Origin of the sequence: Mucilaginibacter sp. PAMB04168 (assembly GCF_039634365.2) — a bacterium.
In the GTDB taxonomy this organism is placed as follows: Bacteria; Bacteroidota; Bacteroidia; order Sphingobacteriales; family Sphingobacteriaceae; genus Mucilaginibacter.
In genome coordinates this window covers 4,138,446-4,152,567 of record NZ_CP155079.2, presented here as the reverse complement: position 1 = coordinate 4,152,567, position 14,122 = coordinate 4,138,446, and the positions used below count along the sequence as shown (strand labels likewise).

Genomic DNA, 14,122 nt, shown 5'->3' with positions numbered 1-14,122 from the left:
TTAAGAAATGTCAAGAGTAGGAAAAGCCCCCATTACTATCCCGCAAGGTGTTACTATTTCTGTTAGCGATGCTAACTTAGTAACTGTAAAAGGCCCAAAAGGTGAACTTGTACAGGCGATAGACAGTGATATAACTGTATCACAAGAAGACGGCGTACTTACGGTAGTACGTCCAACAGATCAAAAACGTCATAAAGCATTACATGGTTTATACCGTGCGTTAATCAACAACATGGTTACAGGTGTAACAACTGGTTACAAACTGGAGCAAGAGTTGGTTGGTGTAGGTTATCGTGCTACCAACACTGGTAATACATTAGACTTAGTGTTAGGTTATTCTCACCATTACGTGTTTGAGTTACCACAAGAAATCAAAGTATCCACTACTGCTGAAAAAGGTAAAAACCCAACCATTATTCTCGAGTCGATCGACAAACAGTTAATTGGTCAGGTTGCAGCCAAAATCCGCTCACTACGTACACCAGAGCCTTACAAAGGTAAAGGTATCAAGTTTGTTGGCGAAGTGTTAAGAAGAAAAGCAGGTAAATCAGCATCTAAAAAATAAGCGTCATGACAGGTAAATTATCAAGAAGAGACAGAATAAAAAAAGGAATCAGGAAACGTGTTTCAGGTTCTGCAGAACGTCCGCGCTTGTCAGTGTACAGAAGCAACAAAGGCATCTACGCACAAATCATTGACGATGTAGCCGGAAAAACTTTGGTTTCAGCATCATCTTTATCAAAAGATTTTACTGCTACCGGTAGCAAAGGCGAACAATCAGTAGCCGTAGGTAAACTGATTGCCGAGAAAGCTAAAGCTGCTGGTATCGAAGCCGTAGTATTTGATAGAAATGGATACTTGTATCATGGCCGTGTTAAACAACTGGCTGATGGTGCACGTGAAGCTGGTTTAAACTTCTAACCGTAACAAGTAATGTCAACAATAAATATTAAAAGAGTAAAAACAAGCGAGATCGAATTAAAGGATCGCTTGGTTAGCATACAGCGTGTTGCCAAAGTAACTAAAGGCGGCCGTACTTTCAGCTTCTCTGCCATTGTGGTAGTAGGTGATGAGAACGGTGTTGTTGGTTACGGTTTAGGTAAAGCAAAAGAAGTTACTGAGGCAATTGCCAAAGGTATAGATGATGCTAAAAAGAACCTGGTAAAAGTGCCTATCATTAACAGCACTATACCTCACGAGCAAATAGGTAAATTTTCTGGCGGTTTTGTGTTTATCAAACCAGCAGCAAATGGTACTGGTGTAATTGCAGGTGGTGCGATGCGTGCCGTTCTGGAGAGTGCTGGTGTACATAACGTATTGGCAAAATCTAAAGGATCATCAAATCCGCATAACGTGGTTAAAGCAACAGTATCGGCCTTAGCGCAATTGCGTGATGCTTACACAGTAGCTCAGCACCGTGGTATTAATTTAGGTAAAGTATTTAACGGGTAATCAGTCATGGCAAAAATCAAAATAACTCAGATTAAAAGCGTGATCGATAGAAGTGAGCGCCAGAAAAAAACTGTTGAGGCGTTAGGTTTAAAGAAAATTAACCATAGCGTTGAAGTTGAAGCTAATCCTGCTATCATTGGCATGATTAGAAAAGTTAATCATTTGGTAGCAGTAGAAAACATTTAATGTTATGAATTTAAGTAATCTTAAACCTGCAGAAGGTTCTACTAAAAATAGAAAAAGAATAGGCCGTGGTACTGGTTCAGGCCGTGGCGGTACATCAACCCGTGGTCATAAAGGCGCCGGTTCACGTTCAGGTACATCAACCAAGGTTGGTTTTGAAGGTGGCCAGATGCCCTTACAGCGCCGCGTACCTAAGGTAGGTTTTAAAAACCCTAACCGTGTTGAGTACAACGGTATCAACTTGGATACATTACAACAATTAGCTGATACTTATTCGGTGTCAACTATTAACTTTGATACATTAAAAGAGCACGGTTTAGTGTCAAGGAACGATCTGGTTAAAATCTTAGGTCGTGGTACACTGACAGCTAAAGTTGATGTTCAGGCACATGCATTTTCTGCTACTGCACAAAAAGCCATTGAAGCAGCCGGCGGTTCAATTGTTAAGTTGTAATTTTCAATGAAAAATTTTTTCACCACATTATCCAATATTTGGAAAATTGAAGATTTAAGAGTGCGTATCACAAACACACTCTTATTTCTTTTAATATATCGTGTAGGTTCATACGTGGCCTTACCCGGTGTTGATGCTAACGTTTTAAACAATCAGGCTGCTAAAGAAGGTCTGCTTGGCTTACTGAATATGTTTGCCGGCGGTTCTTTCTCTCGTGCGTCTATATTTGCATTAGGTGTAATGCCTTACATTTCTGCATCTATTGTGGTGCAGTTATTAGGTATTGCGGTACCTTACTTTGCTAAATTGCAAAAGGAAGGTGAAAGCGGCCGTAGCAAAATTAACCAGTGGACCCGTTACCTGACCATTGGTATCACCATGGCCCAGGCGGTACCTTACGTACGTTCGCAAATCACACCTAACGCAATCAGCCCTGTTATCGGGATGACCATGTTTACCATCAGCACTGTTTGCGTTTTAACCGCAGGTACTTTGTTTGTGATGTGGTTAGGTGAAAAAATTACAGACAAAGGTATTGGCAACGGTATTTCTTTAATCATTATGGTGGGTATCATTGCGCAGTTGCCATCAGCTATCATCGATGAATTCAGTTCACGTGTAAGCGGTGCAAACGCATCAGGCGGCCCATTGGTGTTTATTGTAGAAATATTAGCCCTTATCGGTGTTATTATGTTTACTATACTGGTGGTACAAGGTACACGTAAAATTGCGGTGCAGTATGCTAAACGTATCGTAGGTAACAAACAATACGGCGGCGTACGTCAGTATATTCCTCTAAAGGTAAATGCAGCGGGTGTAATGCCAATCATTTTTGCTCAGGCTTTGATGTTTATTCCGGCAACTATATCTTCGTTCTTCCCTAACATTGCTTCAAACGGTATATTGATATCTTTATCAAGCTATACCTCGTGGTTGCACAATATCGTATTTGCTGTATTGATTATTTTATTCACATACTTCTATACGGCTATTACGGTGAACCCTAAGCAAATGTCGGACGACATGAAAAAGAATGGTGGATTCATTCCGGGTGTTGCACCTGGTAATGCAACCTCCGACTTTATTGATGCTGTTATTTCACGCATTACATTGCCTGGCTCTATCTTTTTGGCAATCATTGCCATTATGCCTGCTTTGGCGAGTATATTCCATGTGAACAGCCAATTTGCCCGCTTCTTCGGTGGTACATCACTGATCATTTTAGTAGGTGTGGTGCTGGATACTTTGCAGCAAATAGAAAGTCATTTGTTGATGCGTCATTATGATGGCTTAATGAAAACCGGAAGAGTAAAAGGACGTACGGCTATACCAACCGCAGCAGGTACTGTTCCACCGGCTATCTAATTTAACGCATGTCGAAAATAATTTACAAGACAGCTGAAGAGATAGAGCTCATACGTCAAAGTGCTTTACTGGTTGCTAAAACCTTAGGTGAAGTAGCTAAGATTGTAAAGCCCGGTACTAAAACTATAGAATTGGACAAGCTGGCAGAAACCTTTATCCGTGATAATGGGGGAGTGCCAGCTTTCCTTGGTTTCCATGGTTTCCCAAGCTCCCTTTGCATTTCTCCAAACGATCAAGTCGTTCATGGTTTTCCGGGTGAGCATGTACTCATTGATGGCGATATCATATCGGTTGATTGCGGAGTTATTCTAAATGGTTTTTATGGCGACTCTGCTTACACATTCGCTATTGGTGAAGTTAGTGAGGAAGCTAAATTACTGCTTAAGGTAACAAAGGAATGCCTTGAGAAAGGAATAGAGAAGGCGGTTACTGGTATGCGTGTTGGCGATATTGGTTACGCTGTGCAAAACCATGCAGAGAAGCATGGCTTTGGTGTGGTTAAAGAGCTGGTTGGCCATGGTGTAGGCGTAAAACTGCATGAAAAGCCGGAGGTTCCTAACTATGGTAAACGCGGATCTGGCGTTAAACTGGAAGAAGGCATGGTGATAGCTATTGAGCCCATGATTAATGCCGGCAAAGCCGGTGTTAAGTTCTGGAAAGATGGTTGGACCGTATCTACAGTTGATGGCAAGCCATCCGCCCATTTTGAGCATACCGTAGCTGTACGCAAAGGTAAAGCCGATATTCTTTCTTCATTTTCATACGTTGAAGAAGTTTTAGCAAAAAATAATTAAAAATTAGAAAAATAATTTATATTTTTGCGTCCCGAATAAAATCGGTATAAACAAGTAATAATCAGTAAAATATGGCTAAACAATCATCGATTGAGCAAGACGGAACTATCAGGGAGGCATTATCAAATGCAATGTTTAGGGTAGAGCTGGAAAATGGTCATGAGATTATTGCACACATATCGGGTAAAATGCGCATGCACTACATCAAAATCTTACCTGGCGACAGAGTAAAGCTGGAGATGAGCCCGTATGATTTAACAAAAGGCAGAATAACCTACAGATATAAATAATTAATATGAAAGTTAGAGCATCCATCAAAAAGCGTAGCGCTGATTGCAAAATCATCCGTCGTAAAGGAAAGCTTTTTGTAATTAACAAAAAGAACCCCAAGTACAAACAACGTCAGGGATAATTAAAACATTGGAATGATCGTACAACGGTGGCCCGCCGTTCGGTCATTCACTTAAAGAACAATTTAGAAATATGGCAAGGATATCAGGTATTGATTTACCAAGAAATAAAAGAGGAGAAATCGGACTTACTTACATCTACGGTGTTGGTCGTTCAACTGCACAAAGCATTTTGGATCAGGCTGGAATATCATATGATGTAAAAGTACAAGAATGGACCGATGAGCAATTAGCTGCAATCCGTGGAATTATCAACGATCAAATTAAAGTTGAAGGTGCTCTGCGTTCAGAAGTACAACTGAACATTAAACGTTTAATGGATATTGGTTGCTACCGTGGTACCCGTCATCGTAAAGGTTTACCTCTGCGTGGTCAGCGTACTAAGAACAACTCACGTACCCGTAAAGGTAAACGTAAAACAGTTGCTAACAAGAAAAAAGCTACTAAGTAGTAATTGATTAATAAAGTAGGAGGATTAATTTTCTTGCTTTATTAGGAATACATAAAATTATCAAACAGTTAATGGGTCCGGGTTATTCGGTAACTCACTAATCCATCAGCTCAATAATTCAAAAAATGGCTAAAGCTAAAAAAGTAACCAAAAAGCGCATCGTAATAGTTGAACCGGTAGGTCAGGCTCACGTTAATGCTACTTTCAACAACATTATTATTACCCTTACCAACAGTTCAGGCCAGGCTATATCTTGGTCTTCAGCTGGTAAAATGGGCTTCAAAGGTTCTAAAAAGAACACTCCTTACGCTGCCTCACAAGCTGCTGCCGATTGCGGTAAAGTAGCTTATGATTTAGGCTTACGTAAAGTTGAAGTGTTTGTAAAGGGCCCTGGTGCTGGTCGTGAGTCAGCTATCCGTACCCTGCAAACTTCAGGTATTGAAGTTACCACTATTAAGGACATTACTCCGCTTCCACACAATGGTTGCCGTCCTGCAAAAAGAAGAAGAGTTTAATTAATCGATTTTTTAAAGCTAAGATTCTGCAGCTACAGGTTGCATGATACTTTAAAAACAAAAACAAAATGGCTAGATATACCGGACCCAAGTCCAAAATTGCACGTAAATTCAGAGAGCCTATCTTTGGCCCTGATAAAGTGTTAGAAAGAAAAAATTATCCTCCTGGCATGCATGGCGTGTCAAAACGCAGAGGTAAACAATCAGAGTACGCTGTACAGCTGATGGAGAAACAAAAAGTTAAATACACTTACGGTGTATTAGAGCGTTATTTCGAAAACTTATTTCACCGTGCATCAGCTCGTGAAGGTATAACTGGTACTAACTTGCTACAATTGTTAGAGGCACGTTTGGATAATGCAGTTTACCGTTTAGGCATTGCGCCAACACGTTCAGGTGCCCGTCAGTTAGTTGGTCACAAACACATCACAGTAAATGGTGAGGTGGTAAACATTCCATCTTACACATTAAGAGCTGGTGACGTAATTGCTGTACGCGAAAAATCAAAATCACTGGAAGCTATCACTAACTCTGTAGCTGGCCGTAAGATTAACAAATATAGCTGGTTTGAATGGGATGCTGCTGCTTTAAGCGGTAAACTGTTAAACTATCCTAACCGCGATGAGATTCCTGAAAATATTAAGGAAAACTTAATCGTCGAGTTATATTCTAAATAATACTTGTAGTACAGAGATGTGAGATATTGGATATGAGATAGCCCATAGTGGTTCTCATATCCAATATCTCATGTCTCATATCTATTAATCAGTAAACAATAAACCAAGCATATAAATGGCAATTTTAGCATTTCAAAAACCAGACAAGGTTATCATGCAGAAGTCAACCGACTTTGAAGGCACGTTTGAATTTCGTCCGTTAGAACCAGGCTTCGGTGTAACCATTGGTAATGCTTTACGTCGTATCTTACTTTCTTCACTGGAAGGTTATGCTATTACCTCTGTACGTTTTTCAGGTGTAACGCATGAGTTTTCAACCATCAAAGGTGTTGTTGAAGACGTTACCGAAATTATATTGAACCTGAAACAAGTACGTTTGAGCAGAACAGGTGATTCAGGCGATTCTGAAAAGATCTTTGTCATCATAAGCGGACAAGATAGTTTCAAGGCTGGTGATATCACACAGTTCTCCAACAACTTCTCTATCCTGAACCCTGAGCTGGTTATCTGCAATATGGACCCTTCAGTTACTTTGGAAGTTGAGTTAACTGTTGGCAAAGGCCGTGGTTACATTCCAAGCGAAGAGAATAAAAACCCTGATGCTGCTATTGGTGTAATTGCTATCGACTCAATTTACACACCAATTAAAAACGTAAAATATACTATAGAAAACTATCGTGTAGAACAAAAGACCGACTACGAAAAGTTGGTGTTGGATATTACTACTGATGGTTCTATTCACCCTGAAGACGCTCTTAAAGAAGCTGCTAAGATCCTTATACAACACTTTATGTTGTTCTCTGACGAGAACATGATGTTGGAGGCGCAGGCTAAAGAGGAAACCAAAGAAGTTGACGAAGAGATTCTGCATATGCGTAAGATCTTGAAAACTGAATTGGTTGATCTTGATCTTTCAGTACGTGCATTAAACTGCTTAAAAGCAGCTGATATCCGCAGCCTCGCTGACCTGGTATCTTATGACGTAGCTGACATGTTAAAGTTCAGGAACTTTGGTAAAAAGTCTTTAACTGAGATTCAGGACCTGGTTAAATCAAAAGGCTTATCTTTTGGTATGAACCTGGCTAAATACAAATTAGACGAGGAGTAATCCTTTGATAATAGGTTTGGGATAAGGTGCTAAGCTTCCACTTTAGCACTGCATTCCAGGCCTTCATTTAATATACAATAGGCGAGGGCATAATTCCGCGGGCTTGACTTAAACAGCCGCCCAACGGTATGCACGTGCGAAACAAACAAACAAATGAGACACGGAAAAAAACACAATCACTTAGGCCGTACCAAAAGCCACCGCGTGGCAATGATGGGTAACATGGCTTCATCGCTTATCCTTCACAAGCGTATTACTACCACTTTGGCAAAAGCAAAAGCACTGCGTGTGTATGTTGAGCCTTTGGTAACCAAATCAAAAAGCGATACTACGCACTCTCGTCGTACTGTATTTAGTTACCTGCAAAATAAAGATGCGGTAACTATCCTGTTCCGCGAAATTGCCGAGAAAGTAGCTACCCGTCCGGGTGGTTATACACGTATCATTAAGTTAGAGAACCGTTTGGGCGACAACGCCGAAATGGCAATTATCGAGTTAGTTGATTACAACACTGTATACGGTGGTAGCGAAGCTGCTGCTCCTGCTAAGAAAGCTACTCGTCGTCGTGGTGGTGCTGGTAAAGGTAAAGCTGCAGCTGCAACTGCCGAAGTAACTCCTGCTGACGAAGCTGTAGTTGCCGAACCAGAAGCTACTGCTGCTCCTGCTGCTGAAGAAACACCTGAAGCTCCGGCTGCTAACGAAGAGAACGCTGAGAAAGGCGAATAATCTTTTAGCTATTTATAGAAAAAAGCCTTGTTCATTCGAACAAGGCTTTTTTTATGCCAAAAGAACGGCGGTAATTGCTAAATTTAAGGTTTAAATATTAGCTATTATATTTTGTGTACTTGCTTGGGCCGGTACCGCATACTGTTATTCATATTTAATGGGTGTTAAAACTGGGGAAAAATTAAGTTGGCGTATAAGTTATATCCTTGATTCGCTCAGGCTCTGCGCTGCATCAATTGTGTTTATAGTGCACGGCTACAAAATATGGTATCACACCTTTAATCTGCAGGGTTTCGATTTAGAAATAATTGCCCATTTCAGTGTGATTGTGTTCTTTGCCTTGTCAGGCTATTTAATTTCATACACTACTTTTAACAACGATCGGGGTATAATGCAGTATGCACAGGCAAGGTTAAGCCGGCTGTATTCTGTCTTATTTCCGGCTATCATCATTACGGCTGTATGCCAATGGGTGTTGTGGCAAACCGATCCTCAAACCAATATCGAATTTTTAAAGCCACAGATTGGCCTGCGTTATGTGCTGGCTACGTTCTACATAACCGATGTTTGGTTTAAATCTGCTACTCCGCCGTTGAATGGGCCATTATGGTCTTTAGGGTATGAGTTTTGGTATTACGTAATATTTGGTTTATGGTTTTATTACCGCAACACGTCTAAGCGTTTGTTCATATTTATAGCGGCACTTGTAGCCGGACCTTCCATATTGTTGATGATGCCTATATGGATATTAGGCGGCTTTGCTTATAAAATAAAAAAGCCGGTGTTACCTACCTGGCTATCCTACATCATATTCATAGTGCTGCTTATGGGCGGTTTATTGCTAGCTTATAATTTTGGCGGCATTCCGCGTAGTCTTGGATATGCCCCTTTGTATTACGCCAGTCAATTTTTAACAGACCTGGCTTGCGGCGTAATGGTAGCTGGAGCTTTGTGGGTGATTACCGGCATGAAAGGCACATCACAGCCAAAACCTAAAAGCCTTAATATATTCAGAAAGGTTGCTGACCTTACCTTTCCGTTATACATTTTGCACTTTCCGCTACTTGTTGTGGTAAAAAGCTTGCTCAAAGTGCAGCTAAGTACAACTATGCATTTTGTTGTATGCATGTTGATAGTAGTGATACTCGTTAGTATGATTGGTACCTACCTTGAAGCAAAGCGGCCCTGGTGGAACCAACTGTTTGCCAACCTGCTTATCAGGATAAGGAAGACAACCAACGTCTCTGTATCTAAAGCAACCGTTTAAACAAATAGCCGGCTTTTATAAGCCGGCTATTTGTTTATTTGATTAGGCCTGCGCCGGCATCAAATGTGTGGTAATGGCTATGCGGTTCCAAGCATTGATGGTTATGGCAGCCATAATTACCTGAGCTGTTTTCTTATCGCCTAATATACTTACGGCTTTGTTATAAGTTTCGGTTGAAACGTGGCCCTGGATATTGGTTATTTCTTCTGTTATGGCAAGAGCTGCTTGTTCCTCTTCGGTAAAGAAATTAGTTTCGCGCCAAGCATTTAATACGTAGATGCGTTGTTCGCTTTCGCCTAACTTTCGGGCATCCCTTGTGTGCATGTCCAAACAAAAAGCACATCCATTTATTTGTGATGCGCGAATTTTGATGAGTTCGTAAAGCCTCTTATTAAGACCACTTTTTTGTATGTAGCCTTCCAGTGCGAACATGGCTTTATAAGCGTCTGGCTCTACTTCGTTGATGTTGATTCTGGATTCCATGATTTTAGTGTTTTTGTGTTTTATTTTGTTAGTCGTTGTTGTGTGTCGACATAGCAAAGGTGCACAGGGCCACCCGCCAGAATCTTAATCATGATTAAGAAATGAAGTAGGATTAAAATTAATGACGCTTTGCTCTTACTTTGCTTAAAAATTCGGGGGTGAAGCCCAGGTACGAAGCCAGCATATACTGCGGAATGCGCTGTACAAAATCGGGAAAGCGACTGGCAAAGTGATGGTATTTCTCTTCGCCGGATAGATCTGTAAAAAATATCAGCCGTGTTTGTGCCGCTGCGTAGGCCCGTTGGTATATCCTTCTAAAATAGCGCTCTAGCTTGGGTAGCTTATCCAGCAATTCGTCTTGCTTGGCTTGTGTGAGCGTAATTACCTTGCTGCGCTGTACGGTTTGCAAATAAAACTGTGAAGGATTGTGTAAAGTAAAGCTGGTGTAATCGCTGATCCACCAATTATCAATACCGAATTGTACAATCTGTTCTACCCCGTTCTCTTTAATGAAATACATCCTGATACAGCCCTCTACTACAAAGTACTGCGCATTACAAATATCCCCTTCGCTAAGTAAGTATTTCGTTTTGCTTAGCTCTTCGTACTTTAGGTAGGCGGTAAGTAGTGCTTGTTCTTCTGTATTCAGTGCAACAAACTTTTGTATGTGTGTGATGAGCGGTTCGAACATGTTTTAGTGTTGTTACCAAATTATAAAAAGTTAGCGTCAGTTGCACATAAAAAAGCCCAGTTTAATTTACGAGGCTAATGTGTTTCCTTTTGGAAGCCTGTAATACAGCAAGCCATTTTTACTGTCGGTATGCTTAAAACCGGCTTTAATAAGCACCCTTTGCGAAAGGAGATTGTGTGATTGCGTGTCGGCCTTTAAGGCTTTAAGTAAGGTAAAGGCAAATCCCCATTTTGAAATTGTATTCAACGCCTCAGTAGCATAACCAAAACCCCAGTGCTGCTGGTCTACTACATAGCCAATTGACGTTTCACCATAATCGTCGGGATATCCGCCAAAGCCTATGCCGCCAATGGAAGTATTAGTTTGTTTAAGTACAATTTCCCAACTGGTATACCAGTAATACAGCTCCGGATATAATTTAGTATTGGGCAGCCAAAAGTTTTGCAACGCATCCTTGGTTTCGGCTTTATAAAAAGCATCAATTACCATGGTGGATGGATTTAATCCTAAAGCCTTTTCCAACGCCGGCCTGTTGTTTTTATAAAGCAGCAAGTGCTCATAATTTAACGGTATCAATTTCAACCGTTCCGATTCGATATAATACATGTAATAGCCTAAAGTTAAGAACAACGTTACGATTATGGATGACCGTTTTTTAGATTGGTGGCACCACCTATGGCGATGTCTATTTAACCCATGGCATGGCTGCCTTAAGTTGTAATATTGCACAAATGCATTAGCGCATAACTTTACAGCAGCTATACTTTCAGATACAAGCCAAGGTTTATTAATAATAGCATCGTACTTAAGCTTTACAGATAGGGATTTATTGCCGCCCGGCGGTGTCTGTAGTCTTCATACTATCAGCTTTTGGCGTGGCTGTTCGTACAGGAGCTTGTTCTGCAGGCCTTGCTGAAATCACTCCCGAGTCTGAATTCTTGCCAGCAGTGCCGTTACCAGACGAGCAGGAAATTGCGCTTGCTGTTAGAAACAAGCCAAAGGCTGAATAAAGGAATGTTTTCATGGCCATATGTTTACAAGGTTACGCTAATGGGTAACACGTTGATTAGCTAAAAGTTTCTGCATGCATTGTTAGTGAAACACTCCTTTTATGTATCTAAACGCGTTACAACCGTCATAACGCAGCTAGTAGTATTGTCATAAGTAGGAAAATCATCCGGTTTGCTTTGCTTACTATTTGTTTGTAGCAATGTGCCCAGCAGCAACCATATCCCTAATGCCATTTCATCAATTAGAAAATATTATGCAGTGTTAAATTATCATCAAATCTGCCAAGCTGTCACTGGTTAAATAATTATGCCTGACCAGATAGAACTTTATAACCAATATTACACATTATACACTGCCATTAGAACGTTGGCACAACCCTTGATAAATAGAGGTAACACTAAATAGCAAAAAAGGAAAAATCAATCATATGTCTAAAATCATTGGAATCGACTTAGGAACAACAAACTCCTGCGTAGCAGTAATGGAAGGTAACGAGCCGGTAGTTATTGCCAACAGCGAAGGTAAGCGCACTACGCCATCAGTAGTAGCTTTTGTTGATAACGGCGAACGTAAAGTAGGTGATCCTGCTAAACGTCAATCTATCACCAACCCCCGTAAAACTGTTTATTCGGTAAAACGCTTTATGGGTAACCAGTTTAACGAGGTTACTAAAGAAGCTGAGCGTGTACCTTATTCAGTTGTTAAAGGTGATAACAATACTCCACGCGTTGAAATAGACGATAGAAAATATACTCCGCAAGAAATTTCGGCTATGATTCTTCAAAAAATGAAGAAAACTGCTGAAGATTTCTTAGGAACTGAAGTGACTGAAGCGGTTATTACCGTACCTGCATACTTTAACGATGCACAGCGTCAGGCTACTAAAGAAGCCGGCGAAATTGCAGGCTTAAAAGTACGCCGTATCATTAACGAACCTACTGCTGCTGCCTTGGCTTATGGCCTTGACAAAGCCCACAAAGACATGAAAATTGTGGTGTTTGACTGCGGTGGCGGTACACATGACGTATCAGTTCTTGAGCTGGGCGATGGTGTGTTCGAAGTGAAATCTACCGATGGTGATACACACTTAGGCGGCGACGATTTTGACCAGGTTATTATCGATTGGATGGCCGACGAGTTTAAAAGCGACGAAGGTTTTGACCTGCGCCGCGACCCAATGGCCCTTCAACGTTTGAAAGAAGCCGCTGAAAAAGCAAAAATTGAGTTATCAAGCTCAAGCACTACTGAGATTAACCTGCCTTATATCACCGCTGTTGACGGTATGCCTAAACACTTGGTTAAGCAATTAACCCGTGCTAAATTTGAGCAACTGGCCGATAGCTTAATTAAACGTACTATTGAGCCTTGCCGCACTGCTTTGAAAAACGCAGGTTACAGCACTACAGATATCGATGAGATCATCTTAGTAGGTGGTTCAACCCGTATCCCGGCCATTCAGGAAGCTGTTGAGAAATTCTTTGGCAAATCGCCTTCAAAAGGTGTAAACCCTGATGAAGTAGTTGCTATCGGTGCTGCTATACAAGGTGGTGTATTAACCGGTGAGGTTAAAGACGTGTTATTGTTAGACGTTACCCCGCTTTCATTAGGTATCGAAACCATGGGTGGTGTAATGACCAAGCTGATCGAATCTAACACCACTATCCCGAGCAAGAAATCAGAAGTGTTCTCTACTGCATCTGATAACCAGCCATCAGTTGAGATTCACATTTTGCAAGGTGAGCGCCCAATGGCTGCACAAAACCGCACGTTAGGCCGCTTCCATTTGGATAGTATCCCGCCAGCGCCTCGTGGTGTGCCTCAAATCGAAGTTACTTTTGATATTGACGCCAATGGTATCTTGCACGTATCAGCAAAAGATAAAGCAACCGGTAAAGAGCAAAAAATCCGTATCGAAGCTTCATCTGGTTTAACTGATGCAGAGATCAAGAGAATGAAGGAAGAAGCTGAAGCGAATGCTGACGCTGACAGACAAGCAAAAGAGGAAATTGAAAAGCTGAACGCTGCTGATGCGCTGATCTTCTCGACTGAGAAACAGTTGAAAGAATACGGTGATAAGATACCTGCTGACAAAAAAGCACCTATCGAATCGGCTTTAGAAAGACTGAAAACAGCTTACGCTTCTAAAAACCTAGCTGATATCGAAGCTGCACAAACAGAATTAAACACCGCCTGGGGTGCTGCTTCTGAAGATATGTACAAAGCCTCAGCCGAAGGTGGCCAGCCCGGAGCTCAGCCAGGTGCTGGTAATGCCGGGGGTAATGCTCAAAACAGCAGCGACACCGTAACTGATGTTGACTTTGAAGAAGTGAAGTAATAAACTTTTTAGTGATTATAGTAAAGCCCCCGGCCAATAGGTCGGGGGCTTTTATTTTGCCAACTTTTTGAACAATGCAGATGGCTGTAAAAGTCTATGTTTCCTATAGAGATACGATGTTAAATTGAGAGATAATTAATTTTTGAAAATTTGAGTTTTTGGTCAAAGTGTTTTAAATAATTTACTTTCAATCCGATTTT

At 41.1% G+C, this 14,122-nt stretch carries 20 protein-coding genes; 16 read left to right on the top strand and 4 right to left on the bottom strand.

Going from position 1 to position 14,122, the window contains the following annotated elements:
* Positions 1–7: 7 nt before the first annotated feature.
* The 15 genes from rplF to ABDD94_RS17565 all read left to right on the top strand — a co-directional run bounded on the left by rplF (position 8) and on the right by ABDD94_RS17565 (position 9,402).
* Complete coding sequence (rplF, locus tag ABDD94_RS17635; protein WP_345950779.1) at positions 8–565, top strand: 50S ribosomal protein L6; 558 nt, start codon at positions 8–10, stop codon at positions 563–565.
* 5 nt (positions 566–570) lie between these two features.
* The gene (gene rplR, locus ABDD94_RS17630; protein ID WP_345950780.1) at positions 571–921 is read left to right on the top strand and encodes a 50S ribosomal protein L18; all 351 of its coding nucleotides are present in this window, start codon (positions 571–573) and stop codon (positions 919–921) included.
* 12 nt (positions 922–933) lie between these two features.
* Positions 934–1,452 carry a 30S ribosomal protein S5 gene (rpsE, locus tag ABDD94_RS17625; protein WP_345950781.1) on the top strand — a complete coding sequence of 173 codons (519 nt, stop codon included), beginning with the start codon at positions 934–936 and terminating at the stop codon, positions 1,450–1,452.
* 6 nt (positions 1,453–1,458) lie between these two features.
* On the top strand, positions 1,459–1,638 hold the full coding sequence (gene rpmD / locus ABDD94_RS17620) for a 50S ribosomal protein L30 (protein WP_157539784.1): 180 nt from the start codon (positions 1,459–1,461) through the stop codon (positions 1,636–1,638).
* 4 nt (positions 1,639–1,642) lie between these two features.
* Positions 1,643–2,089 (top strand): 50S ribosomal protein L15, encoded by a 447-nt coding sequence (rplO, locus tag ABDD94_RS17615; RefSeq protein ID WP_345950782.1) that lies wholly within the window; start codon positions 1,643–1,645, stop codon positions 2,087–2,089.
* Between the two features lie 6 nt (positions 2,090–2,095).
* A complete protein-coding gene (gene secY / locus ABDD94_RS17610; protein ID WP_345950783.1) occupies positions 2,096–3,454 on the top strand; it encodes a preprotein translocase subunit SecY in 1,359 nt (452 codons plus the stop codon).
* 8 nt (positions 3,455–3,462) lie between these two features.
* A complete protein-coding gene (gene map / locus ABDD94_RS17605; protein ID WP_345953346.1) occupies positions 3,463–4,248 on the top strand; it encodes a type I methionyl aminopeptidase in 786 nt (261 codons plus the stop codon).
* 71 nt (positions 4,249–4,319) lie between these two features.
* Positions 4,320–4,538 carry a translation initiation factor IF-1 gene (gene infA / locus ABDD94_RS17600; RefSeq protein WP_022833270.1) on the top strand — a complete coding sequence of 73 codons (219 nt, stop codon included), beginning with the start codon at positions 4,320–4,322 and terminating at the stop codon, positions 4,536–4,538.
* Positions 4,539–4,543: 5 nt separating this feature from the next.
* Positions 4,544–4,660 carry a 50S ribosomal protein L36 gene (rpmJ, locus tag ABDD94_RS17595; protein WP_157539780.1) on the top strand — a complete coding sequence of 39 codons (117 nt, stop codon included), beginning with the start codon at positions 4,544–4,546 and terminating at the stop codon, positions 4,658–4,660.
* A gap of 71 nt (positions 4,661–4,731) precedes the next feature.
* Complete coding sequence (gene rpsM, locus ABDD94_RS17590) at positions 4,732–5,109, top strand: 30S ribosomal protein S13 (protein WP_345950785.1); 378 nt, start codon at positions 4,732–4,734, stop codon at positions 5,107–5,109.
* 125 nt (positions 5,110–5,234) lie between these two features.
* Positions 5,235–5,624: a 30S ribosomal protein S11 gene (gene rpsK, locus ABDD94_RS17585; RefSeq protein ID WP_345950786.1), complete on the top strand. Its 390-nt coding sequence runs from the start codon at positions 5,235–5,237 to the stop codon at positions 5,622–5,624.
* Between the two features lie 68 nt (positions 5,625–5,692).
* Positions 5,693–6,301, top strand: a complete 609-nt coding sequence (gene rpsD, locus ABDD94_RS17580; RefSeq protein WP_345950787.1) for a 30S ribosomal protein S4 — start codon at positions 5,693–5,695, stop codon at positions 6,299–6,301.
* Between the two features lie 115 nt (positions 6,302–6,416).
* The gene (locus tag ABDD94_RS17575) at positions 6,417–7,409 is read left to right on the top strand and encodes a DNA-directed RNA polymerase subunit alpha (RefSeq protein WP_345950788.1); all 993 of its coding nucleotides are present in this window, start codon (positions 6,417–6,419) and stop codon (positions 7,407–7,409) included.
* Between the two features lie 153 nt (positions 7,410–7,562).
* Entirely contained in the window at positions 7,563–8,135 is a 573-nt protein-coding gene (gene rplQ, locus ABDD94_RS17570; RefSeq protein ID WP_345953345.1) for a 50S ribosomal protein L17, read from the top strand.
* A 238-nt stretch (positions 8,136–8,373) separates the two neighbouring features.
* Positions 8,374–9,402, top strand: coding sequence for an acyltransferase (locus tag ABDD94_RS17565; protein ID WP_352432876.1), 1,029 nt, complete (start codon positions 8,374–8,376; stop codon positions 9,400–9,402).
* Between the two features lie 42 nt (positions 9,403–9,444).
* Here ABDD94_RS17565 and ABDD94_RS17560 read toward each other — a convergent pair whose 3' ends face one another.
* The 4 genes from ABDD94_RS17560 to ABDD94_RS17545 form a co-directional block, all read right to left on the bottom strand.
* Positions 9,445–9,885 carry a carboxymuconolactone decarboxylase family protein gene (locus ABDD94_RS17560; RefSeq protein ID WP_345953343.1) on the bottom strand — a complete coding sequence of 147 codons (441 nt, stop codon included), beginning with the start codon at positions 9,883–9,885 and terminating at the stop codon, positions 9,445–9,447.
* A gap of 118 nt (positions 9,886–10,003) precedes the next feature.
* Entirely contained in the window at positions 10,004–10,576 is a 573-nt protein-coding gene (locus ABDD94_RS17555) for a Crp/Fnr family transcriptional regulator (protein WP_345953342.1), read from the bottom strand.
* A 66-nt stretch (positions 10,577–10,642) separates the two neighbouring features.
* Entirely contained in the window at positions 10,643–11,182 is a 540-nt protein-coding gene (locus ABDD94_RS17550) for a GNAT family N-acetyltransferase (RefSeq protein WP_345953341.1), read from the bottom strand.
* Positions 11,183–11,402: 220 nt separating this feature from the next.
* Positions 11,403–11,600 carry a hypothetical protein gene (locus ABDD94_RS17545; RefSeq protein WP_345950795.1) on the bottom strand — a complete coding sequence of 66 codons (198 nt, stop codon included), beginning with the start codon at positions 11,598–11,600 and terminating at the stop codon, positions 11,403–11,405.
* A gap of 414 nt (positions 11,601–12,014) precedes the next feature.
* Here ABDD94_RS17545 and dnaK point away from each other — a divergent pair, with 414 nt between their 5' ends.
* On the top strand, positions 12,015–13,922 hold the full coding sequence (gene dnaK / locus ABDD94_RS17540) for a molecular chaperone DnaK (protein ID WP_345953340.1): 1,908 nt from the start codon (positions 12,015–12,017) through the stop codon (positions 13,920–13,922).
* Positions 13,923–14,122 lie beyond the last annotated feature (200 nt).

What these genes read in the sequence shown, in the direction of transcription:
- rpsM (WP_345950785.1), top strand. Translation starts at nt 4,732, where the DNA reads ATGGCAAGGATATCAGGTATTGATTTACCAAGAAATAAAAGAGGAGAA.
- ABDD94_RS17575 (WP_345950788.1), top strand. Translation starts at nt 6,417, where the DNA reads ATGGCAATTTTAGCATTTCAAAAACCAGACAAGGTTATCATGCAGAAG.
- secY (WP_345950783.1), top strand. Translation starts at nt 2,096, where the DNA reads ATGAAAAATTTTTTCACCACATTATCCAATATTTGGAAAATTGAAGAT.
- rpsE (WP_345950781.1), top strand. Translation starts at nt 934, where the DNA reads ATGTCAACAATAAATATTAAAAGAGTAAAAACAAGCGAGATCGAATTA.
- rplO (WP_345950782.1), top strand. Translation starts at nt 1,643, where the DNA reads ATGAATTTAAGTAATCTTAAACCTGCAGAAGGTTCTACTAAAAATAGA.
- ABDD94_RS17550 (WP_345953341.1), bottom strand. Translation starts at nt 11,182, where the DNA reads ATGTATTATATCGAATCGGAACGGTTGAAATTGATACCGTTAAATTAT.
- rpsK (WP_345950786.1), top strand. Translation starts at nt 5,235, where the DNA reads ATGGCTAAAGCTAAAAAAGTAACCAAAAAGCGCATCGTAATAGTTGAA.
- ABDD94_RS17555 (WP_345953342.1), bottom strand. Translation starts at nt 10,576, where the DNA reads ATGTTCGAACCGCTCATCACACACATACAAAAGTTTGTTGCACTGAAT.
- dnaK (WP_345953340.1), top strand. Translation starts at nt 12,015, where the DNA reads ATGTCTAAAATCATTGGAATCGACTTAGGAACAACAAACTCCTGCGTA.
- rpmJ (WP_157539780.1), top strand. Translation starts at nt 4,544, where the DNA reads ATGAAAGTTAGAGCATCCATCAAAAAGCGTAGCGCTGATTGCAAAATC.
- ABDD94_RS17545 (WP_345950795.1), bottom strand. Translation starts at nt 11,600, where the DNA reads ATGAAAACATTCCTTTATTCAGCCTTTGGCTTGTTTCTAACAGCAAGC.
- rplR (WP_345950780.1), top strand. Translation starts at nt 571, where the DNA reads ATGACAGGTAAATTATCAAGAAGAGACAGAATAAAAAAAGGAATCAGG.
- rplF (WP_345950779.1), top strand. Translation starts at nt 8, where the DNA reads ATGTCAAGAGTAGGAAAAGCCCCCATTACTATCCCGCAAGGTGTTACT.
- map (WP_345953346.1), top strand. Translation starts at nt 3,463, where the DNA reads ATGTCGAAAATAATTTACAAGACAGCTGAAGAGATAGAGCTCATACGT.
- rplQ (WP_345953345.1), top strand. Translation starts at nt 7,563, where the DNA reads ATGAGACACGGAAAAAAACACAATCACTTAGGCCGTACCAAAAGCCAC.
- infA (WP_022833270.1), top strand. Translation starts at nt 4,320, where the DNA reads ATGGCTAAACAATCATCGATTGAGCAAGACGGAACTATCAGGGAGGCA.
- rpmD (WP_157539784.1), top strand. Translation starts at nt 1,459, where the DNA reads ATGGCAAAAATCAAAATAACTCAGATTAAAAGCGTGATCGATAGAAGT.
- ABDD94_RS17560 (WP_345953343.1), bottom strand. Translation starts at nt 9,885, where the DNA reads ATGGAATCCAGAATCAACATCAACGAAGTAGAGCCAGACGCTTATAAA.
- rpsD (WP_345950787.1), top strand. Translation starts at nt 5,693, where the DNA reads ATGGCTAGATATACCGGACCCAAGTCCAAAATTGCACGTAAATTCAGA.